This is a genomic window from Nocardioides jiangxiensis (assembly GCF_030580915.1).
GTDB classification, from domain to species: domain Bacteria; phylum Actinomycetota; class Actinomycetes; order Propionibacteriales; family Nocardioidaceae; genus Nocardioides; species Nocardioides jiangxiensis.
Window position 1 is genome coordinate 462,971 of the sequence record NZ_JAUQTA010000002.1, and the last position, 26,598, is coordinate 489,568.

24 protein-coding genes are annotated in these 26,598 nt (G+C 71.9%); 16 read left to right on the forward strand and 8 right to left on the reverse strand.

The annotated features are described in order from the left end of the window. Positions 1–27: 27 nt before the first annotated feature. Positions 28–1,287, reverse strand: coding sequence for a lipopolysaccharide biosynthesis protein (locus Q5722_RS13615; protein ID WP_305028800.1), 1,260 nt, complete (start codon positions 1,285–1,287; stop codon positions 28–30). 198 nt (positions 1,288–1,485) lie between these two features. On the opposite strand from Q5722_RS13615, the gene Q5722_RS13620 reads away from it, so the two are divergent. Both Q5722_RS13620 and Q5722_RS13625 read left to right on the forward strand, forming a co-directional pair. Continuing rightward, complete coding sequence (locus Q5722_RS13620) at positions 1,486–2,031, forward strand: hypothetical protein (protein WP_305028801.1); 546 nt, start codon at positions 1,486–1,488, stop codon at positions 2,029–2,031. Next, positions 2,028–4,328 carry a hypothetical protein gene (locus tag Q5722_RS13625; protein ID WP_305028802.1) on the forward strand — a complete coding sequence of 767 codons (2,301 nt, stop codon included), beginning with the start codon at positions 2,028–2,030 and terminating at the stop codon, positions 4,326–4,328. Before Q5722_RS13620 ends, Q5722_RS13625 begins: the two co-directional genes overlap by 4 nt. Before the next feature lie 40 nt (positions 4,329–4,368). On the opposite strand, the gene Q5722_RS13630 is transcribed toward Q5722_RS13625, so the two are convergent. Beyond that, on the reverse strand, positions 4,369–5,184 hold the full coding sequence (locus Q5722_RS13630) for a class I SAM-dependent methyltransferase (protein ID WP_305028803.1): 816 nt from the start codon (positions 5,182–5,184) through the stop codon (positions 4,369–4,371). A gap of 120 nt (positions 5,185–5,304) precedes the next feature. Here Q5722_RS13630 and Q5722_RS13635 point away from each other — a divergent pair, with 120 nt between their 5' ends. From Q5722_RS13635 to rpsA, 4 genes are all read left to right on the forward strand, one after another. Then, positions 5,305–6,147: a CHAP domain-containing protein gene (locus tag Q5722_RS13635; protein WP_305028804.1), complete on the forward strand. Its 843-nt coding sequence runs from the start codon at positions 5,305–5,307 to the stop codon at positions 6,145–6,147. A gap of 8 nt (positions 6,148–6,155) precedes the next feature. Beyond that, complete coding sequence (locus Q5722_RS13640) at positions 6,156–7,238, forward strand: GH25 family lysozyme (RefSeq protein WP_305028805.1); 1,083 nt, start codon at positions 6,156–6,158, stop codon at positions 7,236–7,238. A 104-nt stretch (positions 7,239–7,342) separates the two neighbouring features. Further along, entirely contained in the window at positions 7,343–7,969 is a 627-nt protein-coding gene (locus Q5722_RS13645) for a phosphotransferase family protein (RefSeq protein WP_305028806.1), read from the forward strand. A gap of 180 nt (positions 7,970–8,149) precedes the next feature. Then, the gene (gene rpsA / locus Q5722_RS13650; protein ID WP_305028807.1) at positions 8,150–9,610 is read left to right on the forward strand and encodes a 30S ribosomal protein S1; all 1,461 of its coding nucleotides are present in this window, start codon (positions 8,150–8,152) and stop codon (positions 9,608–9,610) included. Positions 9,611–9,696: 86 nt separating this feature from the next. Here rpsA and Q5722_RS13655 read toward each other — a convergent pair whose 3' ends face one another. After that, entirely contained in the window at positions 9,697–9,855 is a 159-nt protein-coding gene (locus Q5722_RS13655; RefSeq protein WP_305028808.1) for a hypothetical protein, read from the reverse strand. Between the two features lie 93 nt (positions 9,856–9,948). Between Q5722_RS13655 and Q5722_RS13660 the strand changes: the two genes are divergently transcribed. Together Q5722_RS13660 and Q5722_RS13665 are read left to right on the forward strand one after the other, a co-directional pair. Continuing rightward, positions 9,949–10,908: a helix-turn-helix domain-containing protein gene (locus tag Q5722_RS13660; RefSeq protein ID WP_305028809.1), complete on the forward strand. Its 960-nt coding sequence runs from the start codon at positions 9,949–9,951 to the stop codon at positions 10,906–10,908. 70 nt (positions 10,909–10,978) lie between these two features. Continuing rightward, complete coding sequence (locus Q5722_RS13665; protein ID WP_305028810.1) at positions 10,979–12,010, forward strand: SGNH/GDSL hydrolase family protein; 1,032 nt, start codon at positions 10,979–10,981, stop codon at positions 12,008–12,010. Positions 12,011–12,013: 3 nt separating this feature from the next. Here the strand turns inward: Q5722_RS13665 and Q5722_RS13670 are convergent, their stop codons facing one another. Next, a complete protein-coding gene (locus Q5722_RS13670; RefSeq protein WP_305028811.1) occupies positions 12,014–13,267 on the reverse strand; it encodes a class I adenylate-forming enzyme family protein in 1,254 nt (417 codons plus the stop codon). A 29-nt stretch (positions 13,268–13,296) separates the two neighbouring features. On the opposite strand from Q5722_RS13670, the gene coaE reads away from it, so the two are divergent. Next, a complete protein-coding gene (gene coaE / locus Q5722_RS13675; RefSeq protein WP_305028812.1) occupies positions 13,297–13,893 on the forward strand; it encodes a dephospho-CoA kinase in 597 nt (198 codons plus the stop codon). Positions 13,894–13,979: 86 nt separating this feature from the next. On the opposite strand, the gene Q5722_RS13680 is transcribed toward coaE, so the two are convergent. Continuing rightward, complete coding sequence (locus Q5722_RS13680; RefSeq protein ID WP_305028813.1) at positions 13,980–14,924, reverse strand: sigma-70 family RNA polymerase sigma factor; 945 nt, start codon at positions 14,922–14,924, stop codon at positions 13,980–13,982. Between the two features lie 196 nt (positions 14,925–15,120). Then, a complete protein-coding gene (locus Q5722_RS13685; protein ID WP_305028814.1) occupies positions 15,121–17,262 on the reverse strand; it encodes a S9 family peptidase in 2,142 nt (713 codons plus the stop codon). A 31-nt stretch (positions 17,263–17,293) separates the two neighbouring features. Here Q5722_RS13685 and Q5722_RS13690 point away from each other — a divergent pair, with 31 nt between their 5' ends. The 4 genes from Q5722_RS13690 to Q5722_RS13705 all read left to right on the forward strand — a co-directional run bounded on the left by Q5722_RS13690 (position 17,294) and on the right by Q5722_RS13705 (position 20,444). Further along, positions 17,294–17,989 (forward strand): LamB/YcsF family protein, encoded by a 696-nt coding sequence (locus Q5722_RS13690; protein ID WP_305028815.1) that lies wholly within the window; start codon positions 17,294–17,296, stop codon positions 17,987–17,989. Further along, complete coding sequence (locus Q5722_RS13695; RefSeq protein ID WP_305028816.1) at positions 17,986–18,600, forward strand: 5-oxoprolinase subunit B family protein; 615 nt, start codon at positions 17,986–17,988, stop codon at positions 18,598–18,600. Before Q5722_RS13690 ends, Q5722_RS13695 begins: the two co-directional genes overlap by 4 nt. After that, positions 18,597–19,448, forward strand: coding sequence for a 5-oxoprolinase subunit C family protein (locus tag Q5722_RS13700; RefSeq protein ID WP_305028817.1), 852 nt, complete (start codon positions 18,597–18,599; stop codon positions 19,446–19,448). The genes Q5722_RS13695 and Q5722_RS13700 overlap by 4 nt, the downstream gene beginning before the upstream one ends. A gap of 72 nt (positions 19,449–19,520) precedes the next feature. After that, on the forward strand, positions 19,521–20,444 hold the full coding sequence (locus Q5722_RS13705; RefSeq protein ID WP_305028818.1) for an alkaline phosphatase family protein: 924 nt from the start codon (positions 19,521–19,523) through the stop codon (positions 20,442–20,444). On the opposite strand, the gene Q5722_RS13710 is transcribed toward Q5722_RS13705, so the two are convergent. Next, positions 20,445–21,761: a DNA polymerase IV gene (locus tag Q5722_RS13710; RefSeq protein WP_305028819.1), complete on the reverse strand. Its 1,317-nt coding sequence runs from the start codon at positions 21,759–21,761 to the stop codon at positions 20,445–20,447. Positions 21,762–21,890: 129 nt separating this feature from the next. Between Q5722_RS13710 and Q5722_RS13715 the strand changes: the two genes are divergently transcribed. After that, positions 21,891–22,853 (forward strand): DUF4192 domain-containing protein, encoded by a 963-nt coding sequence (locus Q5722_RS13715; protein WP_305028820.1) that lies wholly within the window; start codon positions 21,891–21,893, stop codon positions 22,851–22,853. On the opposite strand, the gene Q5722_RS13720 is transcribed toward Q5722_RS13715, so the two are convergent. Further along, positions 22,815–23,246 carry a hypothetical protein gene (locus tag Q5722_RS13720; protein WP_305028821.1) on the reverse strand — a complete coding sequence of 144 codons (432 nt, stop codon included), beginning with the start codon at positions 23,244–23,246 and terminating at the stop codon, positions 22,815–22,817. The two genes, Q5722_RS13715 and Q5722_RS13720, sit on opposite strands and share 39 nt — an antisense overlap. 128 nt (positions 23,247–23,374) lie before the next feature. Here Q5722_RS13720 and Q5722_RS13725 point away from each other — a divergent pair, with 128 nt between their 5' ends. Beyond that, a complete protein-coding gene (locus Q5722_RS13725; RefSeq protein WP_305028822.1) occupies positions 23,375–24,412 on the forward strand; it encodes a phosphatase PAP2 family protein in 1,038 nt (345 codons plus the stop codon). Beyond that, a complete protein-coding gene (locus Q5722_RS13730) occupies positions 24,409–26,595 on the forward strand; it encodes a glycosyltransferase (protein ID WP_305028823.1) in 2,187 nt (728 codons plus the stop codon). The genes Q5722_RS13725 and Q5722_RS13730 overlap by 4 nt, the downstream gene beginning before the upstream one ends. The last annotated feature ends 3 nt before the right edge of the window (positions 26,596–26,598 follow it).

Consider the following 26,598-nt stretch of genomic DNA (forward strand, 5'->3'; position numbering starts at 1 on the left):
TGACCGGGACCGGCCGATCACCCGTGGTCAGGCCGCGGCGGGCACCGGCTCGTCGGCGACGACCGGGGCCGGCTGCTCGACGAGCCAGTAGCTCAGGCCGAGGAGTGCCACCAGGAGCGCGGTGTCCGCGCCGATGACCACGGCGAGCAGGCCACCGAGCGAGCCGGTGGTCAGGCCCAGCGCGACCATGCCGACGAGCGCGGCCCAGACCAGCAGGACCGAGTAGCGGCCCTGCCGGGCGATCACCGCGTAGACCAGCAGCTGCAGCATCGACAGCAGCGTGCCGAGCACGGCGAACATCCACAGCCGCGGCTCGATCGCGGCGTACTCGCCGCCGCCGACGAAGACCATCGCCAGACCGGGCAGCAGGAGAGCGCCGAGCACCGCCACCGCTCCCAGTGCCGCGACCGCGAGCAGGCTGCGGGTCAGGGCGCGTCGGCGCTCGCTGGCGGTCGACATCTGCGGGAACGCCACCACGACCACGAACTGCGGGAGGAAGAGCACCGCCTTGGTGAGGATCAGGCCCCCGGCGTACAGGCCGGCGGCGTGGTCGTCGAGGACGTTCCGGGCGATGAGGATGTCCAGGTTCGACAGGGCGAAGAACGCGAGCAGGGCCTGCGAGTTGTGCAGCGTCTCGCGGAGCACCGCGCCGGCTCCGTGCTCTCCCAGGTCGGCACCGGGAGAGCGGGTGTGCCGGAGCGTCCACCAGCCGCAGGCGACGGGCACGACCTGGCCGAGCGCCACACCGACGATCGCCGTCAGCTCGTCCGGACGCCACGCCATCAGGGCCACGCCGATCAGCAGGCGGGGGAGACCGTTGGCCATGTAGACGACCGCAAGGGGGTACCAGCGTCGCTCGCCCTGGAGGATGCCGAGCTGTCCGCCGAGCAGCGTCATCGGCACGGCCGTGAGACCCATGATCACGGCGGTCGGCAGGCTGTCGAGCCGCAGCACCGCGTCGACGACCGGAGCGAGTGCCAGCATCAGCGCGCCGAGGACCAGCGAAGCGCGCCAGCTGAGGCGCAGGATGCCGTGCTCGATCTGCGCGACGTGGTCGGGTGCCGCGGCGATCCTCCGTGCGGCCGTCGCCTGCAGGCCTAGCTGGAGGACGGAGACCACCAGGAGCGTGTTCATCATCGCCACGAGGGCGCCGTAGGCGCCGGGGCCCAGCATCCGCGCCGCGATCATGGTGAAGCCGTACGTCGCGATGCTCATGACCGCCATCGCCACGGCGATGGAGCTGCCACTGCGGAGCGCGCGGTCGATGGCACCATGCAAACGGTTCACGTCGTCGAGTCTCGCACGCGGTGGATGACGGGATCGTGAACGCACACCAGACCCCACATGACCCCCTCGTGTTGCGTGGGTCACACGCGCGATACGCTTGCCTCGGCGCTGTCATGGGGCAACGGCGGGCGCCGCGGGTTGGGAGGCCCGCTTGGAGGGAAGGGCGCCGTCACGCGCGCCCAAGAAGGGACGCCCCACATGCGCGTCAACCTGTTGTCCGGGCTGCTGCTCACCATCGCAGCAGTCCTCGTCGCCGGTCCCGGAGCCGCACTCGACTCCGGCCTCGGCGCCGTCGCACTCGCCGGCCTGGGAGCTGGCGCGGTCCTCGGACTGGTGCCCGACCACGGAGTGGCGGCCCGTCTGGCCGGCTTCGTGCTCGGCCTGGTCCTCACGTGGGCCGCGTACGCCGCCCGCGCGGCCGTGCTGCCCGACTCGACGTCCGGTCGCGTGGTCGCGACCGCTGCCGTCGTCGTCCTGGCGACGGCGGCGGTGACGGCACTGCGGCTGCCGCTGTGGTCGGCGCTGCTCGGGGCAGCGACGCTGGCCGGGACCTACGAGGCCGCCTACAGCGACGCGCCGTCGCAGGTCGCCACGACCTCGACGGACGCGGTGACGGCGCTGGTCGTCCCGCTGGTCCTCGGCGTGCTGGCCGCCGTCGGGGGCGCTGTGCTCGACACCCTCGTGGGCCGCGCCTCGGCCGCCTCGAGGTCCCACACCGCCGCGCACGCGGAGGTGACCCGATGAAGCGCCTCACCGCCCTGCTCGGGGCCTCGGCCGCGCTCGCCCTGGGCGCCTCCGCCCCCGTCGCTGCGGCTCCGCACCTCGGCGACCGGGACTCCGGCCACGCGGACATCGTCGACACCGAGACGGTCCAGGCCTACGCCGACGCCACCGGGCGGATCGACAGCAAGCGGGTCTACGAGCAGCTCGTCCTGCGCGGGTCGGGCACGGTCTCGGTGACCAACCCGGTCAGCACCAAGGGCCTGCGCAACCTCGACGGTTTCGGGGGCTTCCGCGTGGAGCACGGTGCGCAGGTCGCGACGTACGACCTCGACGAGGCCGGCGGGGTGGTCCGCGAGCGGACCGTCAGCGACCACACGGCCGCGATGCCGCTGAAGGTGTCGGTGCGCTACCTGCTCGACGGCCGGGAGGTGAAGCCCGGGGACGTGGTCGGCGCTTCGGGCCACCTCGAGGTCGAGTACACGGTGGAGAACACCACGGCCCGGACGCAGTCGGTCCGGATCCCCGATGGCAAGGGCGGTACGACGAGGCGCGACGTCCCCGTCGCGGTGCCGTTCGCGGGCTCGCTGGACACCACGCTGCCCGAGCAGTTCAGCGACGTGACCTCCGAGCGCGCCAATCTCGCGGGTGACGGACACGGTGGCACCAGGGTCGCCTTCAACCTGGTGCTGTTCCCGCCGATCGGGGCCGCGACCACGAAGCTCACCTGGGCGGCCGACGTGAAGGACGGTGTCGTGCCGGAGGCGGAGCTGATCGCCCTCCCGGTGAACCCGATGGAGAGCCCGACGTTCGCCACCGCTGCCGACGGCTACGCCAACGGCACCAAGAGCGGCAACGAGCTCGCCAGTGGTGCGCGCGAGATGGACGCCAACCTGCTCAAGCTGCGCGACGGTGCCCAGGACCTGCTCGGGGGCCTCGTGCAGCTGCGCGACGGCGCCGACACCCTCAGTGCCGGTCTCAAGGACGACGCGCTGCCGGGTGCCCGCAAGCTCGCGGACGGCTCTGCCGCGCTCGACGCGGGTCTCGCGAAGATCGACAGCGGCTCGGGTCGGCTCGCCGCCGGTGCGACGAGGCTGAGCAGCGGCACCCACGACGCGGCCCAGGGGTCGACCGACCTGCGCGACGGGCTGGCCCGGATCAGCGACGGCCTCGGCAAGCTCGCCGACGTCGACGGTCTCCCGGCTGCTGCCGACGGGGCCGCCAAGCTCAAGGCGGGCGTGGACCAGGTCCTCGCCGGCTTCGGCGCCGTCGGCACGACGGGCACGTTGCTGGACGGCCTCGCCCGGCTGGAGACCGGGCTCGGCCAGCTGGCAGGCGGCCTCCAGCAGCTCGACGGTGGACTCGGTCAGGCCAAGGGTGGCGTGGACCAGGTCAAGGCGGGACTCGACGCCGCCGTCACGGCCGGTGGCTCGATCGACCAGCTGCTGGGCGGGCTGCAGGTCCTGCTCGGCCTCGACTGCGGACCGGTCTGCCAGGGGGTCGTGACCACGAAGATCATCCCCGGCGTGCAGCAGAGCAAGACCCAGCTCACGGCGGCCCGTGACGGGCTCGGCCAGGTGTCGGCCGGTCTCGCGCAGGCGATCGGCGGGCTCCAGACGCAGCTCATTCCCGGAGCCCAGCAGGCGGCTGACGGTGCTGCCAAGGCCAACACGGGCGCGAAGCAGCTCGCGGGTGGCATCACCACGATCCGGACCGGCCTCGTCGACCTCGAGGCGGGCCTCACGGACGCGGTGGCCGGCGTGCTCCAGCTCGACGACGGCGCGGGGGCGGCGTACGCCGGGGCGGGCAAGCTCAGCTCCGGCCTGGGGCTCCTCGACGGTGGCGCCGGCACGCTGGCGTCGAAGACGGGCGAGCTCGCAGCGGGTGCCCGGGAGGCGCATGCCGGGTCGACCAAGGTCGCGGGCGGCACCCGGGAGCTCGCTGCCGGTCTCTCCGACGCGGCAGACGGGTCGGGTCAGATCGCGGACGGGCTCCACGAGGCCGCCGGGGGAGCGCCGCAGATCGTCGACGGCGCCGGGCGCCTCTCGACCGAGGGTGCCAAGGTGATCGCCGGCAAGGGCGAGAAGGCTGCCCAGGACTACGGCGAGCTCGTCGCGGTGATGAAGGCCGGTGCGACACGTGCCGACGCCGAGAAGATGGCCTACGGCGCACCCGCGGGTGCGGTCGGGCTGACGGCGTACGACGTGGTGCTGAAGGGGGAGGACGGCGCCTCGTCGCGCAACCTCACCCGGGGGCTGGTCGGCGGCGGGCTGCTCGCCGCCACGGCGGGCACCGTGCTGTTGCGCCGCCGCCTGGTCTGACCGCGTCCTCCCGCGCGGTTCAGCAGGGGCCGCGGGCGGGTCAGGTGGTGGCGACGAAGATGGCCGTACCCGGGGTGTACTTGCCCCGGATGTGCGACCAGCCGCCCCAGACCCGCTCGTGGCCCTCGGGCCACTCCGGCTCCTCGAGGCGCGTGATCCGCATGCCGGCTCCGGCCAGGATCGCGACCCAGTCCCCGAGGGTGCGGTGGTGCTCGACGTAGGACACGACGCCGGTCGCGTCGTCCACCTCGACGTAGGGGGTGCGGTCCCAGTAGGACTGCGACGCGGTCAGGCCCTCCTCGGACGGGTCGTCCGGGAACATCCAGCGCGTGGGGTGCGTGATCGAGAAGGCGAAGGTGCCGCCCGGCCGCAGCACGCGCCGCGCCTCCGCGACGGCGTGCTCGATGTCGTTGACGAACTGCAGCGCGCCGAACGACGAGAAGACGATGTCGAAGCTCGCGTCGGCGAAGGGCAGGTCGGTGCCGGTGCCCTGGACGACCGGCACGGCGATGCCGGTCTGGTCGTCGATCCGCCGCGAGTGCTGGAGCTGCCGGTGGCTCAGGTCCAGCCCGATGGCGCGGGCGCCCTGCGAGGCGAGCCAGCGTGAGCACTGCCCGGCGCCGCTGCCCACCTCGAGCACGTCCTTGCCGGCGAGGTCGGGGCCGAGGATGCGGAGCTGCTCCTCCGTCCAGCCCTCCGGCCCCCAGAGGAAGCCGACGTCGCCGAGGTACTCGCCATGGGTGGCCTGGTACTCGTCGGCATAGTTGTCCCAGTCGGGCCCGTTGGCCCGTCGTGACTCCTGCTCCGAGACCGGTCGACGCTCGACGCGGACCGGGCGGTGGGGCTGCTGCTCCATGGCGCAGGAGCCTAGGACATGCCCAGGTCGCAGGGGAGTTCTCCCCATTCCGCTGGTTCCCGTCCGCCCCGAGGGTTGGTCTCACCAACCACCGTCCACCCTCACGAACGGGAGACTCCCATGCACCGCATCCGGACCATGGCGCTGACCGCGTCGGTCGCCACCGTCGCCTCGCTCTTCGCCGCGACCGCCGCCCCCGCCCAGGCCGCGACCGCTCGCAACGGCGTCTGCGAGACCGGCGAGTTCTGCTACTCCTACAACAGCGACTTCGCCGGCTCGGTCTCCGACCACGGCACGAGGCTGGGTGACTACGGCTCGACCACGCCGTCCTGCTACACCTTCCGCACGCCCGGCAAGGCCGGCTACGGCCAGTGCGTCAAGAACAACGCCGCCTCGGTGTGGAACCGCACCTCCCAGACGATCCGCGTGTACTACAACAGCAACTACTCCGGTGCGTACGTCGACGTCGCGGCCGGCGTGAAGAGGAACCTCGCGGGCACGGCGCTCTACAACCAGAACGCCTCGCACGGCCCGAAGCCGTCGACCGTCGGCACGACGTACCCGGCGACCAACAACTATCCGTACAAGGGTGCGACCTCGGGCGTGGACCCGTGGAACTTCTACAAGGGTCAGTGCACGAGCTGGGCTGCCTGGGCCGTCCGCGACCGTCTCGGCGTCGCGTTCTCGAACTCCTACAAGGGCCAGCACTGGGGCAACGCCAACCACTGGGACGACGCCGCGCGTGCTGCCGGCATCCCGGTCTACAGCACCCCGAGGGCCGGCGACGTCGCGGTCCGCAACTCCGGCACCTACGGCCACGTGGCGTTCGTCCGCGCGGTCTACTCCGACGGCTCGTTCGTGATCGAGGAGTACAACCACGTCTCCCCGAACACGTACAGCACCCGCCGCACGACCCGGGGTGAGGGTGCCGACCAGTTCAGCGCGTTCATCCGGCTGAAGTGAGCCCGACGTTGAGGATCACTGCACACCGTCTGGCGGGTTCGCTCGCCGCCGCGGCTCTGTCGCTGGGCACCCTCGCCGGCATCGGGGCGACCGCCCCGGCCGCCGAGGCAGCCACCTCGAGCGTGACCGGCGTCGACGTCAGCGCCAGCCAGCACCCGAACGGTGCCGCCATCAACTGGACCAGCGTCGCGACGACCGAGGAGTTCGCGATCGTGAAGGCCACCGAGGGGATGTCGGGCAGCTACGACAACCCCTGGTTCGGCCGTGACTTCGACGGGGCCAAGGCGGCCGGGCTGGTCGTCGGTACCTACCACTTCGCCGACCCGGGCCTGCCCGCCGCCGACGACGCGGTGGGCGAGGCACGCCACTACTACGCCGTGGTGAAGAGCCGTCAGGGAGCGGGTGTCCTCCCGCCCGCGCTCGACATCGAGGAGGCCCAGGGCCTGACACCGGCGCAGCTGCGCACGTGGGTGTCGTCGTTCCTCGCGGAGTCGAAGCGGCTCTTCGGGCGGACGCCGATCGTCTACACGGGGCCGTCCTTCTGGGACTCGGCCGTGGGGTCGACGAGCTATGGCGGCTACCCGCTGTGGATCGCGCACTACACGACCGCGACCAGCCCGCGCCTGCCCGCCGGCTGGACCAGCTGGAAGATGTGGCAGTACACCTCGAAGGCGTCGGTGCCGGGCATCAGCCACGTCGTCGACCGGAACTACTTCAACGGCACGCTCACCCAGCTGAAGTCCTTCGCCAGCGGCACCAGCACGACGCCGGCCCGCAACGGCGTCTGCGAGGCGGGGGAGCTCTGCTACTACTACAACAGCTATGAGGCCGGCTCGATGTCGGACCACAAGGCCTCCCAGGCGGACTACGGCGCGACGCAGCCGACCTGTTACGAGTTCAAGACCGCGGGCAACGGCCAGGGCACCTGCGTGAAGAACCACGCTGCCTCGGTCTGGAACCGCACCGGCCACACCGTCCGGGTCTACTTCAACTCCAGCTACGGCGGTGCCTACCAGTCCGTCGCCGCGGGCGCGAAGGTGAACCTGAACAGCACCCTGAAGAACCAGAATGCCTCGCACCGCACGGTGTGAGGGCAGGTCGCAGCACCGGGAGGTCCCGACACGCCGCTCAGCCAGCGAGTCGGGGCCTCCTTGTTGTTGCGATCCGCCCCGGGTGCTCTGGAAGGATCGGAGTCGTGGACCCGTTCGCTGCCGACCTCAGCCCGCTGCCCGGCGGCCGGTCGGCGCAGTCGTTCCTGGCCACCGCCGGCGACGAGGTGAGCGTCGTACGGCTGTGGGCGGAGCCGGACCGCCGTGGCGCGGACGCCTATGCCATCGAGGTCGCCCTGCTGACCCTGCTCCGCGGGATCGTCCCGGTCCCCGAGGTGCGGGAGGTACGCCGGCCTGCGGGCGACATGCCCGCGCTGCTGGTCACGAGCTACCTGCCCGGGGAGCGTCTCGACGTGCTGCTGCCCGACCTCGACGACGAGGCACTGCGTCGCGTCGGTGCTGGCCTGGGTCGGGTGCTGGCCCGGCTTTCCGGCGTCGCGATGCTGCGGAGCGGCGAGTTCAGCGACGCGGAGCTGGCGATCAGCCCTTTTCCGCCGGGGGAGCGGACGACCGGTCGCGCCGTGCTCGTGCACGGTGAACTGACAGCCGCGCGGATCCTCGTGGACCCGGTGTCGTTGCGGGTCACCGGGCTCCTCGACTGGGAGGCTGCGCACGCCGGCGCTCCCGGTGACGACCTCGCGTCCGTCCTGCGCTGGGCGCCCGAGCCGCTCGCGGACGCCGCCCGATCGGCGTACGACGCTGTCTGGGGCTAGACCCGGGGGACCGCCCCGGTTGGACCTGCGTCCGTGCCCGCGCGTATCCTTACGGTTGCACCAGTTGTCTGCCCGAGTCCCGGACAGAGTGGACTTCTCGCTCACCGCCTTCCCGGTGGTGGATCGACGGCTTCTGGTGTGCCCGCACGACTTCATCCATCCAAGGACTACTTCCTTCTCATGACGAGCACCCTCTCGACTGCCCCGGACTACGACGCGCCCCAGGTGGCCGTCAACGACATCGGTTCCGAGGCCGACTTCCTCGCGGCGATCGACGCGACCATCAAGTACTTCAACGACGGCGACATCGTCTCCGGCACCATCGTCAAGGTGGACCGTGACGAGGTCCTCCTCGACATCGGCTACAAGACCGAGGGCGTCATCCCCTCGCGCGAGCTGAGCATCAAGCACGACGTCGACCCCAACGAGGTCGTTTCCGTGGGCGACGAGGTCGAGGCCCTGGTCCTCCAGAAGGAGGACAAGGAGGGTCGTCTGATCCTGTCCAAGAAGCGCGCCCAGTACGAGCGCGCCTGGGGCACGATCGAGAAGGTCAAGGAGGAGGACGGCGTCGTCGAGGGCACCGTCATCGAGGTCGTCAAGGGTGGTCTCATCCTCGACATCGGTCTCCGTGGCTTCCTGCCGGCCTCGCTCGTCGAGATGCGCCGCGTCCGCGACCTGCAGCCGTACGTCGGCCAGACGCTCGAGGCGAAGATCATCGAGCTCGACAAGAACCGCAACAACGTGGTCCTTTCGCGTCGCGCCTGGCTCGAGCAGACCCAGTCCGAGGTTCGCCAGGGCTTCCTGACGCAGCTCCAGAAGGGTCAGATCCGCAAGGGTGTCGTCTCCTCGATCGTGAACTTCGGTGCGTTCGTGGACCTCGGCGGCGTCGACGGTCTCGTCCACGTCTCCGAGCTCTCCTGGAAGCACATCGACCACCCGTCCGAGGTCGTCACCGTCGGTGACGAGGTCACCGTCGAGGTCCTCGACGTCGACATGGACCGTGAGCGTGTCTCCCTGTCGCTGAAGGCGACCCAGGAGGACCCGTGGCAGCACTTCGCCCGGACCCACCAGATCGGCCAGATCGTCCCGGGTAAGGTCACCAAGCTCGTTCCGTTCGGTTCCTTCGTCCGCGTCGAGGAGGGCATCGAGGGTCTCGTCCACATCTCGGAGCTCGCCGAGCGCCACGTCGAGATCCCGGAGCAGGTCGTCCAGGTCAACGACGACGTCATGGTCAAGATCATCGACATCGACCTCGAGCGTCGCCGGATCTCGCTGTCCCTCAAGCAGGCCAACGAGACCGACACCGCTGCGAACGTCGAGGAGTTCGACCCGACGCTCTACGGCATGACCGCCACCTACGACGAGGCCGGCAACTACGTCTACCCCGAGGGCTTCGACCCGGAGACCGGCGAGTGGCTCGAGGGCTTCGACGAGCAGCGCGCGGCCTGGGAGGAGCAGTACGCCAAGGCGCACGCTCGCTGGGAGGCCCACGTCAAGCAGCAGGCCGAGGCGAAGGCTGCCGACGCCGAGGCCGGCGAGGCGTCGTCGTACTCCTCCGAGGCCCCGGCCTCCGAGGGCGGCTCGCTCGCTTCCGACGAGGCGCTCCAGGCGCTCCGCGAGAAGCTCACCGGCGGTCAGTGATCCGTCACTGACACCCGCTGTCAACGCACGAACGGCGGTCACCCTGCGGGGTGGCCGCCGTTCGGCGTTTCCGGGACATGTGCCGGTCAGCGCGGGAAGAGCCGGGTGACCTCGCTGACCAGGAAGCCGTCGGAGTCGCGGAAGCGGTCGAGGGGAGCGGGGCCGGCGAACCGGTCGTTGCGGGCCAGGTGCACGAGGAGGCCGAACCCGGCGATCAGGACGAGGAGTGCGAGTACGGTGGTCATGGCAGAAACTTTCCTCTGATTCAATTCCTGCCACCAGTGGCAGGTATGCCGTCATCCGTTGATTTCCTGCCACGGGGGTGCGATGGTGGCGGAATGCTGACGAACGTGGCCGTGATGGTCTGGGACGGGGCCGCCCCCTTCGAGCTCGGTGTGCTCTGCGAGGCCTTCGGGCTCGACCGCCGCCAGCACGGTGTGCCGTCGCTGGACTTCGCCGTCTGCTCGCCCGGAGCGGGGCCCGTGCGGATGTCGATGGGCATGACCATGCAGCCCGAGCATGACCTCTCCCGCGTCGCCGAGGCCGATCTGGTCGCCGTGTCGGCGACCCCCACCCTCGGTGGGACGCCGGAGCCCGTGCTCGAGCAGCTCCACGCCGCGTACGCGCGCGGGGCGCGGATCCTCTCGGTCTGCAGTGGGGCGTTCGCCCTCGGCGAGGCCGGACTGCTCGACGGCCGCGAGTGCACGACCCACTGGATGTACACCGACACGCTCCAGCAGCGGTTCCCCAGAGCCCGCGTCGTTCCCGAGGTGCTCTACGTCGACGCCGGACAGGTGGTCACCAGCGCCGGCTCCGCTGCCGGGCTGGACGCCGCCCTCCACCTCTGGCGTCAGGAGTACGGCGCGAACGTCGCGAGCATGGTCGCCCGGCGGGCGGTCGTGCCTCCCCACCGGGACGGCGGCCAGGCGCAGTTCATCGCCCGGGCCGTGCCTGCATGCGACGCCGAGACCCTCGGCCCGCTGCTCACCTGGGTCCTGGAGAACCTGCGCGAGGACCACAGCGTCGAGACGCTCGCGAAGCGCGCCCTGATGTCGCCGCGGACCTTCGCGCGCCGCTTCCGCGACGAGACCGGTGCGACGCCGCACAGCTGGGTGCAGCGACAGCGGATCGCCGCGGCCGAGGAGCTGCTGGAGACCACGGAGCAGCCGGTCGAGTGGATCGCAGGGCAGGTGGGCTTCGGCAACGCGGCCACGCTGCGCCACCACTTCCTGCGGGCGCGTGGCGTGAGTCCGCAGCAGTACCGCCGGACGTTCTGTCCGGGTAGTGTCACTCCCTGAAGTGGGGTGACCTACATCGCACGGATGCGCGTGCGGGCCGTCCCGACGTCGTGGGGCTGGGAGGACCGACATGGCGAAGACAGCGCGTGCGCTCGTGGCACTCATCGTGGCGGTCTCGGGGCTGCTGGTGGCGACCGGACCTGAGGGTGCGGCCGATCCCGCTCCGGTCCGGATCCTGCTCTACGGCGACTCGATGACCCAGGGCTCGGGTGGCGACTGGACGTGGCGCTACCGCCTGTGGCAGTCCCTCACTGCGGCCTCGACGTCGTTCGACTTCGTCGGCCCGCGCAACGACCTCTACACCTACGGTCGCTGGACGCTGGGCAACGACGAGTACAAGGGGGGCGCGTTCGACCGCGACGTCGCTGCCGTGGCCGGCATGACGATGACCGCGCCGTGGTGGACGGTCGAGGCGCTGCAGTCGGAGTTCCAGCCCGACGTCGTCGTCGGCTACATCGGGATCAACGACCTGGTGAAGGGCATCGCCACCGCTGACCAGCTGGTCCAGGACTGGCGCGACCAGATCGCCGCGGCGCGTGCGGTCAACCCGACCGTCGCGTTCGTCCTGGTGCCGCTGCCGCACACCTGGCTCGGCCCGGAGATCCAGCAGTACGACGACGGACTCGCTGCGCTGGCAGCGGAGCTGGACACCCCGGAGTCGCGGGTCGTCGCCACCGCGGTCCCCGCGTTCAGCGAGTACGCCGACACCTACGACAAGGCCCACATGACGGCCTCGGGTGAGCGGAAGGTCGCGACGGTCGTGACCGAGGCGCTGGCCGGTCTCGGGATCGGAACCGGCAACACCGGCTGGCAGCCCGACCCGGTGTACTCGTGGGTTTGGGCGCCCACCCCCACGCTCAGCGTGGCGGGCGCCGACATCACGGTGACCTGGCCTGCCGTCGACTACGCGAGCAGCGAGTGGGTCCGCCTGACCGACCGGACGACCGGGGCGACCGGAGTGGTGCGGTGGGTGACCGGCACGACCTACACCTTCACGGGCACCCCGGGGCACACCTACCGGGTGAACCTCTCGCCCGCCAAGGGGTTCAACCTGACGGGGCAGACCTCCTACCCGCGCGACATCACGGTGCCGGCCACCTGATGCTCAGCGGGCGAGCTCGCGCCGGCGTACCTTGCCGGTGAGGGTGCGTGGCAGCTCGGCGATGCGGCGGTACTCCTTCGGGCGCTTCGGCGGCGCCAGCCGCTCACGCGCCCAGGAGTCGAGCTCCTCGGCGGTCGCCGTGCCGACGTACGACGCGACCACGCGCTGCCCCCAGTGGTCGTCGGTCACGCCGTAGACCGCGACGTCGTCGACGCCGGGGTGGGCCGCGAGCGTGCTCTCCACCTCCGCCGGGTAGACGTTGACGCCACCGGTGATGACGAGGTCCTCGCGGCGCCCGTCGAGCCAGAGGTAGCCGTCGGCGTCCATGCGCCCCAGGTCGCCCACGCTGAACGCCGGTCCCGCGTCCGTCTCGCGCCAGGCCGCCTGCGTCTTGACGGGGTCGTTGAAGTAGCTGAACCGTGCGTAGGGCGGCACGGTGCACCAGATCTGGCCGTCGTCGTCGAGGTGGAGCGTCCGTCCCGGCCGTGCCCGGCCGACCGTGCCGGGGCGCTCGAGCCACTCCTCGCTGCGGCAGGCGGTGAACTGGCCCTCCGTCGAGCCGTAGAACTCCCAGGTGCTGCCCGCGGGGAAGGTCGCGATCACCCGCCGCTTGAGCGCCTCCGGGCAGGCTGCGCCCGCGTGGGCCACGAGCCGGAAGCTGCTCAGGTCTGGCGTGCCGTGCTCGTCCCAGTGCGCCAGGAGGCGCTGCAGGTGGGCGGGCACGCAGAACATCGTCGTGGGACGCTCCTGCTCGATGACGGTCGTGATCCGCCCGGGGTCGAACGCCGGCTGGCCGCCGTCAGCGTCGAACCCGGTGATCCGCCCGCCGGCGAGCAGCGTTCCCATCGCGAAGCGCAGGGGAGCGGAGTGGTAGAGCGGGCTGAGCACGAGGTTCACGTCGCTCTCCGCGAAGCCCCACAGCGCGCGCTCCTCGGCGACGAGCGCCGTGGCGTCCTCTGTGGCCAGCAGGCCGCTGAAGACGCCCTTCGGCGTGCCCGTCGTGCCGCTGGTGACGTGCATGGGGCGGCCGAGGGGAAGCGGTCGCCCCGCCCGGACGAGGGGCGGAAGGTCTGCCGGATCGGTGACCACGGCTGCCGGCTCGAGGTTGGCCAGGATCCGCTCGCGCTCGTAGGCCGTCAGCCGCGGGTCGAGGGGGATCGGGAAGACGCCCTCCGCGAGGAGGGACAGCACGACGTCGACGTACGTCCGGGAGCCGGGGACGAGGAGGGCGACGCGATCGCCGGGCTGGAGAGGCATGTGCACATCTTCCCTCTAGGCTCTCGCCCATGACTCTCCGACTGGGACTGACCGGTGGCATCGCGAGCGGCAAGAGCACGGTCTCGCGGATGTTCGCCGACCTCGGGGCGATCATCATCGACTCCGACGTCCTGGCCCGCGAGGTCGTCGCGCCCGGCACGGAGGGGCTGGCCGAGGTGGTCGCCGCCTTCGGTGAGGACGTGCTCACCGATGCCGGCGAGATGGACCGGGCGAAGGTCGGCGCGATCGTCTTCGCGGACCCCGAGAAGCGCAAGGTCCTCGAGCAGGTGATCCACCCCCGGGTCTTCATGCGGGCCCTCGAGATCGACCAGGCTGCAGGGGAGCACGATGTCGTCATCAACGACATCCCCCTGCTGGTCGAGACCGACCAGGCCGACCGCTTCGATGCTGTCGTCGTGGTCGACGTGCCGAGGGAGCTCCAGGTCGAGCGGATGGTCCGTGACCGGGGTATGACGGTCGAGGAGGCGACCGCGCGGATCGGCGCCCAGGCGACGCGTGAGCAGCGGCTGGCCGTGGCCACCTACGTCATCGAGAACACCGGCACGCTGGAGGACCTGCGCAGGCAGGTCGGACAGGTGTGGGCCCAGCTCCAGCGCGGCGCCTGAAGCCCCGGGTGGCCGCCCCGTGAAACGGCGTCAGCCCGCCTCGAGGAGGCGGGCTGACGACGGGCTGCTTCTGGGAGGGAGCAGGGTCAGGCGGCGAGGTCGGGGTCTGCGAAGCGGCGGAGCTTCTGCAGGGCCTCGCGCTCGAGCTGGCGCACGCGCTCGGCCGAGATGCCGTGCTTCGCGCCGATGTCGGCGAGCTTGTGCTGGCGGCCGTCGGTGAGGCCGTAGCGCGAGCGGATGATGTCGGCGGCGCGCTCGTCGAGCTGCTCGACCAGCGTGTTGAGCCGGTCGCGCGCCTCGACGTCGAGGAACTCCAGGTCCGGTCCGGGTGCGGAGTCCTGCGCCATCAGGTCGCCCAGCGAGGTGTCACCGTCGTCGTCGATGGGGGCGTCGAGGCTGACGTGCTCGCGGCCCCACGCCATCAGGTCGAGGACACGCTCGACGGAGGAGCCGAGCTCCTCGGCGATCTCGTGCGGCTCGGGGTCGCGGCCGAGCTGGCGCTCGAGGGTGCGGCGTGCAGAGCCGATCTGGTTGATCTCCTCGACGACGTGCACGGGGAGGCGCACGACGCGAGCCTGCTGCGCGATGCCGCGCGTGATCGCCTGGCGCACCCACCACGTGGCGTACGTCGAGAACTTGTAGCCCTTGGTGTAGTCGAACTTCTCGACCGCGCGGATCAGGCCGGTGTTGCCCTCCTGGATCAGGTCCAGCATGGGCATCTGGGCACGGCCGTACTTGCGGGCGATGGAGACGACGAGACGCAGGTTCGCGGTGATGAACCGGTCGACGGCGCGCTGCCCCTCGGCGGCGAGCCACTCGAGCTCCTCCCGCGTGGCGCCGCCGGGCGCGCGGTTCTTGCCGCTGCGCGCGTAGCGTCCCTCCGCCAGGAGGTGCTCGGCGAGCAGGCCCGCCTCGATGGTCTTCGAGAGCTCGACCTCGGTCGCTGCGTCCAGCAGCGGGTTGCGGGCGATCTCGTCCAGGTAGAGGCCGACGCTGTCGCGTCCCTCGATCTCACGGGTTACTGCAGTCATGGCAGCCCTCCTTCCCGTCTGCGTGGCAGCGGGGTGGTGCCGCCACACGTACCTGCAACACCCCGTGTGGGTTCGGAATTCCTCCGTACCCGGGTGTTGCCTTCACACACCCTGACGTGTGGAACAGGAAGGAAGTTGCCCCGACAAACGAATCTCAGGCACTTCTCAGGACGCCCCGTGGAGCGTCAGGAAATCCTCAGGCGCGGCCCATCCGGTCCAGGATCCACGCCAGCGTGAACGCCCGGTCCCTCCACGCCTGGTAGCGGCCGGAGACGCCGCCGTGGCCGGCCGCCATCTCGGTCTTCAGCAGGAAGTCCCGGCGACCGACGGCGGTGTCGCGCAGCTTCGCGATCCACTTGGCCGGCTCGACGTAGAGGACCCGGGTGTCGTTGAGGGAGGTCTCCGCGAGGATCGGGGGATAGTCCACCGCCGCGACGTTGTGGTACGGCGCGTAGCCGCGCATGTACTCGTAGGTCGCGGGGTCGTCGGTCGGGTTGCCCCACTCCTCGTACTCCATGACGGTGAGCGGGAGGCTCGCGTCGAGCATCGTCGTGAGGGCGTCCACGAACGGCACCTGGGCGACCACGCCGGCCCACAGCTCGGGAGCGAGGTTGGTGACCGCGCCCATGAGCAGGCCGCCGGCCGAGCCGCCCTCGGCGACGAGGTGGTCGGCCGAGGCCCAGCCCTCGGCGACCAGATGGCGCGCGCAGGCGATGAAGTCGGTGAACGTGTTGCGCTTCTTCAGCAGCTTGCCGTCCTCGTACCAGTGCCGGCCCATCTCGCCGCCGCCGCGCACGTGCGCGATGGCGAAGCCGACACCCCGGTCGAGAAGGCTCAGGCGAGCCACCGAGAAGTAGGGGTCGATGGAGGACTCGTAGGAGCCGTAGCCGTAGAGCAGTACGGGCACGGATCCGTCGCGCGGGGCGCCCGCCGGGACGACGAGCGAGATCGGCACCTGCGTGCCGTCGTCGGCGGTCGCCCAGATCCGGTGCTCCTCGTAGGCCGCCGGGTCGAAGGGGCGGCCGTCGGGTGCGGGCAGCACCTCGCTCTCCTTGAGCACGGTGAGCTCCCGCGACGCGACGTCGTAGGAGTAGACGGCGCCGGGACGGGCCATCGTCGTGTACCCGAGCCGGACGACCGGCTGGGTGAACTCGGGGTTGCTGCCCGAGCCGATCGTGTAGACCTCGTCGTCGAACTCGACGAGGAAGTCGTCGGCGATGCCGGCGGGGTCGAGCGGCAGGATGCGCAGGCGGGTGAGGCCTCCGGAGCGCTGGTGCACGACCAGGTGACCGGCGAACGCGTCGACGTCCTCCAGCCGCACGCCCGCGGTGTGCGGGATGAGTGGCTTCCACGCGTCCACGGAAGTGGGCGTGATCGGTGCGGTGGCGAGCTCGAAGTCCGGGCCCGTGGCGTTGTGCAGCACGAGGAAGACGTCCTCGCCGCCGATGACGGCGTGCTCGAGTGAGTACTCCACACCCTCGACGCGGGGCCACTCCTGCCAGCCCTTGTCGCGGTCCTGCGTGTCCAGGACCCGGTAGGCCGAGGTGGTCTTCGAGCCGCTGGCGACCATCAGGAACCTGTCGCTGCGCGTGCGCCCGATGCCGAGCCAGAAGCGGGCGTCGGGCTCGGTGTAGACGACCTCGTCGTCGGCCTGGCTCGTGCCGAGGACGTGGCGCCAGATCTTGTCCGGGCGCCACGACTCGTCCACCGTCGAGTAGTAGAACGCCGAGCCGTCGGCGTCCCACGTCGCGCCGCCGAGGACGCCGGTGATCTCGTCGGCGAGGTGCTCGCCGGTGCCGACGTCCAGCACACGGATCGTGTAGCGCTCGTCGCCGACGACGTCGGTCGCATAGGCGAGCAGGCGCTCGTCGGGCGCGATGGAGGAGCCGCCGAGCGAGAAGAAGTCGTGCCCGTCGGCGAGAGCGTTGAGGTCGAGCAGCACCTGCTCGCCCGGCAGTGCGGGCTGGTCGGGAGCGGAGTCCTCCGCGGGGCGCGGCGGGGTCCAGTCGTCAGGACCCGCGACGGGCACGCGACAGCTCGCGCCGTACTCCCTGCCCTCGAAGCTCCGCGAGTAGTACCAGTGCCCGCGGATCCGGTAGGGGACCGACAGGTCGGTCTCGCGCGTGCGCGCCTTGATCTCGTCGAAGATCCGCTCCCGCAGGTCGGCGAGGTGGGCCGTGCGCTGCTGCGTCCAGGCGTTCTCGGCCTCGAGGTGGGCGACCACCTCGGGGTCGTCCTTGGCGCGCAGCCACTCGTAGTCGTCGACGAAGGTGTCGCCGTGGTGCGTGGTGGTGACGGGGACCTTCTTCGCGACAGGCGCCGCAGGCTGCTCGGGCATGCGGGCGAGCCTACTTGGGCAGAATGGGGACATGACCCGACGGATCGACCTCAACGCGGACCTCGGCGAGGAGATCACCGACGACGCGGCGCTGCTGGCGGTGGTCACCTCGGCCAACGTCGCGTGCGGCTACCACGCAGGTACGCCGGAGACGATGCGCCGCGTGTGCGAGGAGGCGGCCCGTCGCGGCGTGGCGGTGGGCGCGCAGGTCTCCTACCTCGACCGTGAGCACTTCGGCCGTCGTCCCCTCGACGTGGAGCCGTCGCTCCTGCGCGAGCACGTCTTCGACCAGGTGGGTCAGCTCTGCGACATCGCCGAGGCGGCGGGCACGACCGTGTCCTACGTGAAGCCGCACGGCGCCCTCTACAACCGGGTCGTGACCGATGCCGACCAGGCAGCGGCGGTGCTGGCGGGGTCGGGCGACCTCCCGGTGCTGGGCCTGCCCGGCGGCGTGCTGCTGGCGCTGGCCACGGAAGCCGGTCGCGCCGTGTGGCGCGAGGGCTTCCCGGACCGCGGCTACACCTCCGACGGGCGGCTCGTCCCGCGCGACCAGCCGGGTGCCCTCGTGCACGATCGCGACGAGGTCGCTGCCAACGCGGTGCGGCTCGCGGAGAGCGTCGACTCCGTCTGCGTCCACGGTGACTCGGTGGGAGCGGTCGCTGCGGCGGTCGCCGTGCGCCGGACCCTGGAGGACGCAGGCTGGGTGCTGGAGCCCTTCGGCCGATGAGCGCGGTGCTCGGCGTACGGCCGGTCGGTCACGCCGCTGCCCTGGTCGAGGTCGCCGACGCAGCGGCTGCGCTCGCCCTGTCCCTGTGGCTCCGCGAGCGGCTGCAGGCGGTCGACATCGTGCCCGCCGCCGCGACGGTGCTGGTCGACGGCTGCGCGGTCGCCGACCTGCACGCCGTGGTGGGGCACTGGACGGGGGAGTCCGCTGCGGCGTCCGGCCCGCTGGTCGAGGTGCCCGTGGTCTACGACGGCCCCGACCTGCCCGCCCTCGCCGGGCAGCTGGGGCTGAGCCCCGCCGAGGTGGTCGCGCAGCACGCGGCGGTCGAGCATGTCGTGGCGTTCTGCGGCTTCGCGCCCGGGTTCGGCTATCTCCAGGGGTCGGTGTGGGACGTGCCGCGGCTGGCGTCGCCCAGGCCGCGCGTCGAGCCCGGGTCCGTCGCGCTGGCAGGTGGCTGGACCGGCATCTACCCCTCGGCCTCGCCGGGCGGGTGGCAGCTGGTGGGCCGGACCGACGCCGTGCTCTGGGACCCCTCCCGCGAGTCCCCGGCGCTGCTCGCGCCGGGGACGCGGGTGCGGTTCCGGCCCGTCGCCTCGCTGGAGGAGGGACGATGAACCTGACCGTCCTCGACACCACCGGACTGGTGACCGTGCAGGACGCGGGTCGCCCCGGACACGCGCACCTCGGTGTGCCGCGTGCAGGCTGGCTCGACGAGCCGGCCGCAGGACTGGCCAACCGGCTGGTCGGCAACGAGGCGTCCTGCGCCGTGCTGGAGCTGACCCTCGGGTCGGTGGCCCTGCGCTGCCCGTCCGCTGTCTGGGTCGCGGCCACCGGTGCGCCGTGTGCGGTGACCGTCGACGGACACGCGGTCGCGTTCGCCGAGCCGGTGCGGGTCGCCGCCGGCTCCGTCCTCAGCCTCGGCACACCGGCTTCGGGTGTGCGGACCTATCTCGCGGTCGGCGGCGGGATCGCCGTCGACCCGGTCCTCGGGTCGCGCTCGACCGACACCCTGGCGTGGGTAGGGCCGGCTCCCGTGACGGCCGGCGCCACGCTGCCGGTCGGCACGGACACGGGCGAGCCGCAGGCGCTGGACACTCCGCGTCCACCCGTTCGCGGGCCGCTGCGCCTCCTGCCGGGGCCGAGGGCGGACTGGTTCGACGCCGACCCCGTCGACCTGCTCGCCGGATCGACCTGGTCGGTCGGGGCCGCCTCCAACCGGGTGGGGATGCGGCTGGAAGGCCCGGGCCTGCGCCGAGCCGCGGCGTACGACGGACGCGAGCTGGCCAGCGAGGGCATGGTGCTGGGGGCGGTGCAGGTGCCACCCGACGGGCAGCCCGTCGTCTTCCTCGCCGACCACCCCGTGACGGGTGGCTACCCCGTGGCGGCGGTCGTCCACCCGGACGACCTGTGGATGTGCGCGCAGGTGAGGCCGGGGGAGACCGTGCGCTTCCGACGGGGCTGACGTCGTCGCGGGTTCGCCGGCGCGACACCGCGGCGTTCCATCCGGGTCCGGCACCTGTGTTGTGATGGAGGCGTGAATCGTGCTGCCCGGATCGCCGTTGCCCTGGTCACCCTCGTCGCCACCGTCGTCGCCGTGGCGGCGCTGCTCGGCGTCGTGCGCGACGACGGCGCCAGGCGGCCCGAGGCGCGGGGCACCATCGCGCCCGCGGCGACGTCGGTCCCCCGGGTGACCAAGGTGCTGGTGGTCATGGTCGAGAACCACTCGCTGGCGCAGATGCAGAGCGGGATGCCGAAGACCTTCGCGTTCGCGTCGAAGTACGCCTACGCGACCGACTACACCGCGATCACCCACCCGTCGCTTCCCAACTACATCGCGATCGCGTCGGGCTCGACGTACGGGATCACGGACGACAAGGCACCGTCCGCGCACCGGCTGAAGGGGCGCAGCGTGTTCAGCCAGGCCCTCCGCAACGGCAAGACCGCCCGCACCTACGCGGACTCCATGCCGTCGAACTGCTACCTCTCCAACGCCGGCTACTACGCCGTGCGGCACAACCCGTGGACCTACTTCGTCGACAGCCGGACCGGCTGCACGAAGTACGACACGAGCGTGAAGCGCCTCGCCTCGGACGCCGCCAACGGCACGCTGCCGAACGTGGGCTTCCTGATCCCCAACCTGGTCCACGACGCGCACGACGGCACGCTCGCGGAGGCGGACACGTGGATCTCCAACCGCCTCGCGACACTCACCGCGGGCAAGGACTGGCTCGCCGGGCGCCTGGCGATCGTGATCACGGCCGACGAGGACGACAAGAAGTCAGGCAACCGCGTCCTGACCGTGGTCGCGTCGAGGTACCAGCAGAAGAAGGTCGTGACCACGCACCTGACCCACTACTCCCTGACCCGCTTCATCGAGCAGGTGCTCCACGTGCCGCTGCTGCGGAACGCGTCGAACGCCCCCGACATGCGGGCGGCGTTCGGTGTGAAGGTCAGCTGATCAGGCCTCGGCCGGGTCGGGACGCTGCCACGCGCTGAGCTCGGGGTCGTCCGCACGGTAGGAGCGCACCGGTCCGGGCCCGGTCTCGGCGGTCTCGAACCGGACGGTGACGACGCCCCTGCCCGCGCCCCATACCCAGCCGCGCCCCATCGCCGTGTGGACGACGTCCTGTCCGGGCCACCACTGGGCGCGCATGCGCGAGGGGACCTCGGGGATCTCCGCGTCCTCGGCCGGTGCATCGGCCACGGCCCCGAAGAGGTCGTCCTGCACCCAGTCGGCCAGGCCGGAGACGCCCACCCCGAGCAGGCGTACGCCGCCGCTGGTGTCGAGGTCGGCGAGCAGGGTCCGGGCCAGGCGCGCGATGGTGGTCGCGCTGTCGGTGGGGCTGGGCAGCGTGGTGGAGCGCGACAGCGTGGTGAAGTCGTGCAGCCGCACCTTGATGCTGATCGTGCGGCCGGAGAGACCGTGGCGCGCGAGCCGCGCGGCGACGTTGCCGGCCTGACGGGTCAGGAGCGCCTCCATGACCCGCGGGTCGGTGAGGTCCTCCTCGTAGGTGCCCTCGACGCTGACCGACTTCGCCTCGCGCTCGGCGATGACCGGCCGGTCGTCGAGTGCGCGGGCGAGGCGCCAGAGGCTGTGGCCGTGGGACTGGCCGAGCTCGATGACCAGCTCCTCCTCGGAGCGCTGCTCGAGGTCGGCGACGGTGTGGATCCCGGCCCGGCGGAGCCGCTCGGCCGTCGCGGGTCCGACGCCGGGGATCACCTTCACGGCCATGGGACGCAGCAGCTGCTGCTCGCGACCGGGCTCGACGATGACCAGTCCGTCCGGCTTCTGGAGGTCGCTCGCCACCTTGGCCATGAACTTGCTGGTGCCGATCCCCACGCTCGCGGTGAGACCGCCCGTGGCCTCCGCGACGCGGGCGCGCAGGTCCTCCGCGAACGCGGTGAGCGCGTCGACGCCGAAGTCGGTCAGCCCGCCGGCAGCCAGGTCGACGAACGCCTCGTCCAGGCTGAGCGGCTCGACCAGGGGCGACACCTCGCGCAGCAGGGCCATGACGATGCGGGAGGCCTCGCCGTACGCCGCGAAGCGCCCGCCGAGGAACGCCGCGTGCGGACAGCGCGCCCGTGCCTCACGCGTCGACATCGCCGAGCGGACGCCGAACGCCCGGGCCTCGTAGGAGCAGGTCGCGACGACCCCGCGTCCGCCGGTGCCGCCGACGATCACCGGCTTGCCGCGCAGTGACGGCTTGTCGCGCTGCTCGACGGACGCGTAGAACGCGTCGAGGTCGAGGTGCAGGACCGAGGCTTCCTGCCTCATGACACCGCCCCCATGCGGCGGAACCTACCTGAGCCCGCTATCAGCGCACAGGCGACGTCGATGGCCCCTCCTCCACGGCGGCGAGCGGCCACGGCGCACGTCGCGGGGTCCGCGGCGCACCGTCGGGGCATGACCGAGACCACCAGGGCCGGTGCCGTCTTCACCGCCCGGACGCCCGAGGACCTGCTCGCCGTCGTGCCGCGCGTGCTGGGCTTCCATCCCGAGGAGTCGCTCGTGATGCTGACCTTCGGCGGGCGTCGCTCCTTCCACGCGCGCGTCGACCTCCCCAGGAGTCCCTCCGACATCGACGCCGTGGTGCAGACGCTGCTGGTCCCGGCCCTGCGGGAGCGCCCGCCGACGGTGCTCTTCGTGGCGTACTCGTCCGACGCCGGCCGCGCCGCCCGCACGGCCCTGCGAGCGAGTGACGTCTTCGACGGCCGAGGCTTCGCCGTGATCGCGCCGATGCGCAGCGACGGGCGCAGCTGGTTCGACGTCGTCGCCGGCGCCGATCCGGACCAGGCGGAGCCCCATCCGTACGACGTGGCTGCGCACCTGCTGACCGCGCAGGCCGTCCTTGAGGGGCGGGTGACCCTCGGCTCGCGCGACGAGCTCGTGGCGTCGGTCGCCGTGGACCCGGGCGCCGCGGCGGGAGTGCTGGTGGCGGCGAGGGCCGACGCGGGGTGGCGCCCGACGCAGCGGTCGCTGCGTGTGCTCGTCGGGAGGGCCAGGAGCCGGTCCGGGCCGCTCACCGACCTCGAGGTGGCCCGCGTGGCTGTCGCCTGCCTGCATCCGTCCGTCCGTGACGCCGCCTGGTGCGGGCTCTCCCGGGAGACAGCCGAGGAGCACGTGGAGCTGTGGCGCGCCCTCGTCGTGCGCACCCCCGACGAGCTGGTCGCGGGAGCGGCAGCGGTGCTGGCCTTCTGTGCCTGGCTCGCCGGCCACGGTGCACTCGCCTGGTGCGCGGTCGACCGCGCCCGGCTCGCCGACCCGCACTGCTCGCTGGCGGTGCTCGTGGCCGACCTGCTCGAGGGCGCGGTGCCGCCCGCGGCGTGGTCACCCATCGACGGGCCGGGCGGCGCCGCGAAGGCGTAGCCGCTGCCAACGACGGCCCTCGTCGGTGGCGGGGCGACGCCATCCCTGTTTGGTCACGACCACGAACCACGGCAGGTCAGCCGCTGACTCGCGGAAGCCCGCACGGGCCGCGGCCAGCCACGCGAGGTCGAGATCGTGCTCGTCCGGAGTGCCGCTGCGGGTCAGCCAGACGCCGGGGCGGGCCTCGTCGCGATGCATCGCGAGGAGCGTGAGCACGAGGTCGCTGCGGAGCGCGTGGTCGGCGACGTCGGCCGGCGCGACGTACACCTCTCCGCCCGGCACCCCCACGTGGACGACGGGGGAGAAGGTGCGTGCACGGGTGCCGCGCCGCAGCCCGAAGACCAGCAGGCGCAGTGCTGCCGTCGTGCCGGCGTCGAGGGGGGCGAGGTCCACGGGCCCGAGCCTGCCGGACGCCACCGACAGCGGGGAACGGCCTTCCACAGGAGCGGTGTGGGCAACGTCTTCGTCCGGGAATCGGTGTCTTCATGTCCGTTTAAGACATCTGTTGGCAAGATGCAAGGGTGGACCAGCTGATTGCGCGCGAGAGCACGCCGACCTCGTCACCGGCGACGACCTCCCGCATCTGGCTCGCGGGGCCCCTCGGCCTGTGGGCCGTCGTCGGCACCTTCATCGTCCTGGGCGTCATCCGCTCGATGCAGGTCGACGTCCCGTTCCGCGACCCGCACGGCGCCTACTGGACCAGCCGACTCGAGCTGACCGCCGCGATCTTCGTGGGCTGCGTGCTGCTCGAGGGCATCGTCCGGGCAGGCCTGCCGCTGTCGCCGGCGCGCGTGTGGCGGGTGATCCGCGAGAAGTGGTCGCTTGCGCGCCTGGTGTACTCGTGGCTGGCCCTGCTGGCCTACCACGCGACGTACCTGACCTATCACAACCTGAAGAGCTGGAACGACCTCCGCACCCCGCGCGACGGAATGCTCCTCGACTGGGACCGGGCGCTCTTCCTCGGTCACAGCCCGGCCGTCCTGCTGCACGACCTGCTCGGCGAGCACGTCGCCGCCTGGGTCCTGTTCGTCTGGTACGAGACCTTCCCGACCCTGGTGGTCATCGCGTTCCCCGCCTGCGTCGCCCTCGCCGGGCGGGTGAAGGACGCCTACGTCTGCATCGCCGCGTTCGTCTGGGTGTGGATGCTCGGCACGGGCACCTACTACCTGATCCCCACGCTGGGGCCCTTCCACTCCGCTCCGGAGGAGTTCTCCGGGCTGCCGCACATGCCGATCCAGGACACCCAGGCCCGCTACATGGGGCAGTGGGAGCACCTCCGTGCCGACCCGCACGCGCACGACGCGTTCGCCCAGGTGGCGGCGTTCGCGAGCCTCCACGTGGGTGTCGCCGCGGTGATCCTCGGCGTCGTCTGGTGGCACCGCCTGCGCCTGGCCACCATCGCGATGACCGTCTTCGTGGCCGGCACGATGGTCGCGACGGTCTACCTCGGCTGGCACTTCTTCGTGGACGACCTGGCCGGTCTCGCCATCGCGGCGCTCGCCTGGGTCCTCGGCCCGCTGACCGTCGGCGTACGACGTCGGCCGGTGCGCGCCTCATGAGCGAGCCGGGGAAGCGGTTCTGGTCCCGTATCCGCTTCCTCGTCTCCTGGACGCTGGCCCTCGCGCTCGTCGGCATCGGCCTGCCCCGGGCGGTCGACGTGTCGTGGCACGGTGTCGTGCCGGTGCTCAAGTCGCTGCACTGGCCGGCCCTGGTGGTGCTCGTCGTGATCTGGTTCCTCGGCCTGTTCGTGCACTCGTTCGTGCTCACGGCTGCGGCACCGAGCCTCACGCACCGGCGCGCGCTGACCCTCAACGTGACCGGCAGCGCCGTGTCCAACGTCGTTCCCCTCGGGGGTGCGGCGGGCGTCGAGCTCAACCGGCGCATGATGCGCGGCTGGGGCATCGAGTCCCACTCGTTCGTGGGCTACACGTTCCTCACCAACCTGTGGGACGTGCTCTCCAAGCTGATGCTGCCGATCATCGCGGTGGCCGTCTTCGCGCGCTCCGACGAGACGGTGACGGGTCCGCTCAAGTGGGCGTTCATCGTCGGCGCGATCTCGTTCGCCGTGGTCGCGGGCGTCGCGGTGATGCTCCTCGGAAGCGTGCGCTGGGCGACCTTCCTCGGACGGGTCATTCAGCGGGCCCTCCACCCGTTCTTCTCGGCCGTCGGCAGGCAGGAGCCGGACGTCGTCCACGCCCTGCTCGAGACCCGGCGCGAGTGCAAGCAGCTGGTCGCGAACGGCTGGCTCCGCATGTCGCTGGGCATCATGGGATACGTCGCGCTGCAGTGCCTCCTGCTCGGGATCTGCCTGCAGCTGACCGGTGCCAACGTCACCTGGGTGGACGTGCTCGCGGGCTTCGCGGTCGAGCGCATGCTCACGGTGCTGCCCATCACGCCGGGCGGTGTTGGCGTCGCCGATCTCGGCCTGGTCGGCGTCCTGCTCGCGTTCGGTGGCGATCCCGCCGGTGTGACCGCTGCAGCCGTGCTCTACCGCGGCTTCGTCTTCGCCGCCGAGATCCCGGTCGGCGGCGGCACCCTCGGCCTGTGGCTGCTCGGCCAGCGGCTGAAGGCCCGCAACGCCCCGCTGCGGGTGCGCGTCCCGGGGGAGACCCGGCGCATCGCCCACGTGACCGACGTCTTCCTGCCCCGACTCGGCGGGATCGAGACCCATGTCGACGACCTCGTCCGTCACCAGCGCGCGGTCGGGCTCGAGGCCGAGGTGCTCACCCCGACGCCGGCCGGCGACGGCCGGGACCCGTCGTGGGTACGCCGGCTGCCTGCGGGTCGCGCCCGCGCACTGGTCGCCGACTACGACGTCGTCCACGTGCACGTCTCGATGTGGTCTCCCTACGGCGTCGGCGTGGCCCGGGCGGCGATCGCTGCAGGCCTCCCGACGCTGATCACCGTGCACTCGATGTGGGCTGGTGCCGGTGGTGTCATCCGGCTCGCTGCGCTGGCCGGGCTGCGCCGCTGGCCGGTGGCCTGGTCGGCGGTGAGCGGCGCAGCGGCCGACACGTTCCGGCGTTCGCTCGGCGACGGTGAGGTCGCGGTCCTGCCCAACGCCATCGACGTGGAGGCGTGGCGCCCTCCCGCGCCCGCGCTCGCGGAAGCGACGGCCGCAGCCCCCGATCCGCAGGGACCCGTCACGCTCATCTCGGTCATGCGCCTCATGCCCCGCAAGCGCCCCGTGCACCTGGTGCGGCTCTTCGAGTCGGTGCGCGCCGCCGTTCCCGGTGCCGACGTCCGCCTCGTGGTCGTCGGCGACGGCCCGCTCCGCCGGCGCATGGAGCGCCGGATCCGCCGTTCGGGTCTCGGCGACGTCGTCCGGCTGACCGGGCGCCTGCCGCGCGAGGACGTGCTCCAGGAGCTCCGCGCCGCGTCGGTCTACGTCGCGCCGGCCCCCAAGGAGTCGTTCGGCATCGCCGCGCTCGAGGCGCGGTGCGCCGGACTGCCGATCGTGGCCAGCCGCGCGAGCGGGGTGGGGGAGTTCGTCCGCCACCAGGAGGACGGCCTGCTCGTCGCCGGTGACGTGGAGATGACCCGCGCGCTGGTCCGCCTCGTCGTCGACGGCGACCTGCGGGCCCGGATCACGACGCACAACCGCGACGTCGCGCCGCCCTTCGACTGGACCGACGTGCTGGCCCAGACCGACGACCTGTACGCCGTGGCCGCAGCGCGAGCCGGGGTACCTGCAGCGGCCGACGACGCCGTCGTGGTGCCCCTGCTCGCCGAGGAGGCCTGAGGC

Coding starts and splice junctions, on each gene's coding strand:
- Q5722_RS13620 (WP_305028801.1), top strand. CDS start 1,486: ATGCGCGTCAACCTGTTGTCCGGGCTGCTGCTCACCATCGCAGCAGTC.
- Q5722_RS13625 (WP_305028802.1), top strand. CDS start 2,028: ATGAAGCGCCTCACCGCCCTGCTCGGGGCCTCGGCCGCGCTCGCCCTG.
- Q5722_RS13630 (WP_305028803.1), bottom strand. CDS start 5,184: ATGGAGCAGCAGCCCCACCGCCCGGTCCGCGTCGAGCGTCGACCGGTC.
- Q5722_RS13635 (WP_305028804.1), top strand. CDS start 5,305: ATGCACCGCATCCGGACCATGGCGCTGACCGCGTCGGTCGCCACCGTC.
- rpsA (WP_305028807.1), top strand. CDS start 8,150: ATGACGAGCACCCTCTCGACTGCCCCGGACTACGACGCGCCCCAGGTG.
- Q5722_RS13655 (WP_305028808.1), bottom strand. CDS start 9,855: ATGACCACCGTACTCGCACTCCTCGTCCTGATCGCCGGGTTCGGCCTC.
- Q5722_RS13660 (WP_305028809.1), top strand. CDS start 9,949: ATGCTGACGAACGTGGCCGTGATGGTCTGGGACGGGGCCGCCCCCTTC.
- Q5722_RS13665 (WP_305028810.1), top strand. CDS start 10,979: ATGGCGAAGACAGCGCGTGCGCTCGTGGCACTCATCGTGGCGGTCTCG.
- Q5722_RS13670 (WP_305028811.1), bottom strand. CDS start 13,267: ATGCCTCTCCAGCCCGGCGATCGCGTCGCCCTCCTCGTCCCCGGCTCC.
- coaE (WP_305028812.1), top strand. CDS start 13,297: ATGACTCTCCGACTGGGACTGACCGGTGGCATCGCGAGCGGCAAGAGC.
- Q5722_RS13680 (WP_305028813.1), bottom strand. CDS start 14,924: ATGACTGCAGTAACCCGTGAGATCGAGGGACGCGACAGCGTCGGCCTC.
- Q5722_RS13685 (WP_305028814.1), bottom strand. CDS start 17,262: ATGCCCGAGCAGCCTGCGGCGCCTGTCGCGAAGAAGGTCCCCGTCACC.
- Q5722_RS13690 (WP_305028815.1), top strand. CDS start 17,294: ATGACCCGACGGATCGACCTCAACGCGGACCTCGGCGAGGAGATCACC.
- Q5722_RS13695 (WP_305028816.1), top strand. CDS start 17,986: ATGAGCGCGGTGCTCGGCGTACGGCCGGTCGGTCACGCCGCTGCCCTG.
- Q5722_RS13700 (WP_305028817.1), top strand. CDS start 18,597: ATGAACCTGACCGTCCTCGACACCACCGGACTGGTGACCGTGCAGGAC.
- Q5722_RS13710 (WP_305028819.1), bottom strand. CDS start 21,761: ATGAGGCAGGAAGCCTCGGTCCTGCACCTCGACCTCGACGCGTTCTAC.
- Q5722_RS13715 (WP_305028820.1), top strand. CDS start 21,891: ATGACCGAGACCACCAGGGCCGGTGCCGTCTTCACCGCCCGGACGCCC.
- Q5722_RS13730 (WP_305028823.1), top strand. CDS start 24,409: ATGAGCGAGCCGGGGAAGCGGTTCTGGTCCCGTATCCGCTTCCTCGTC.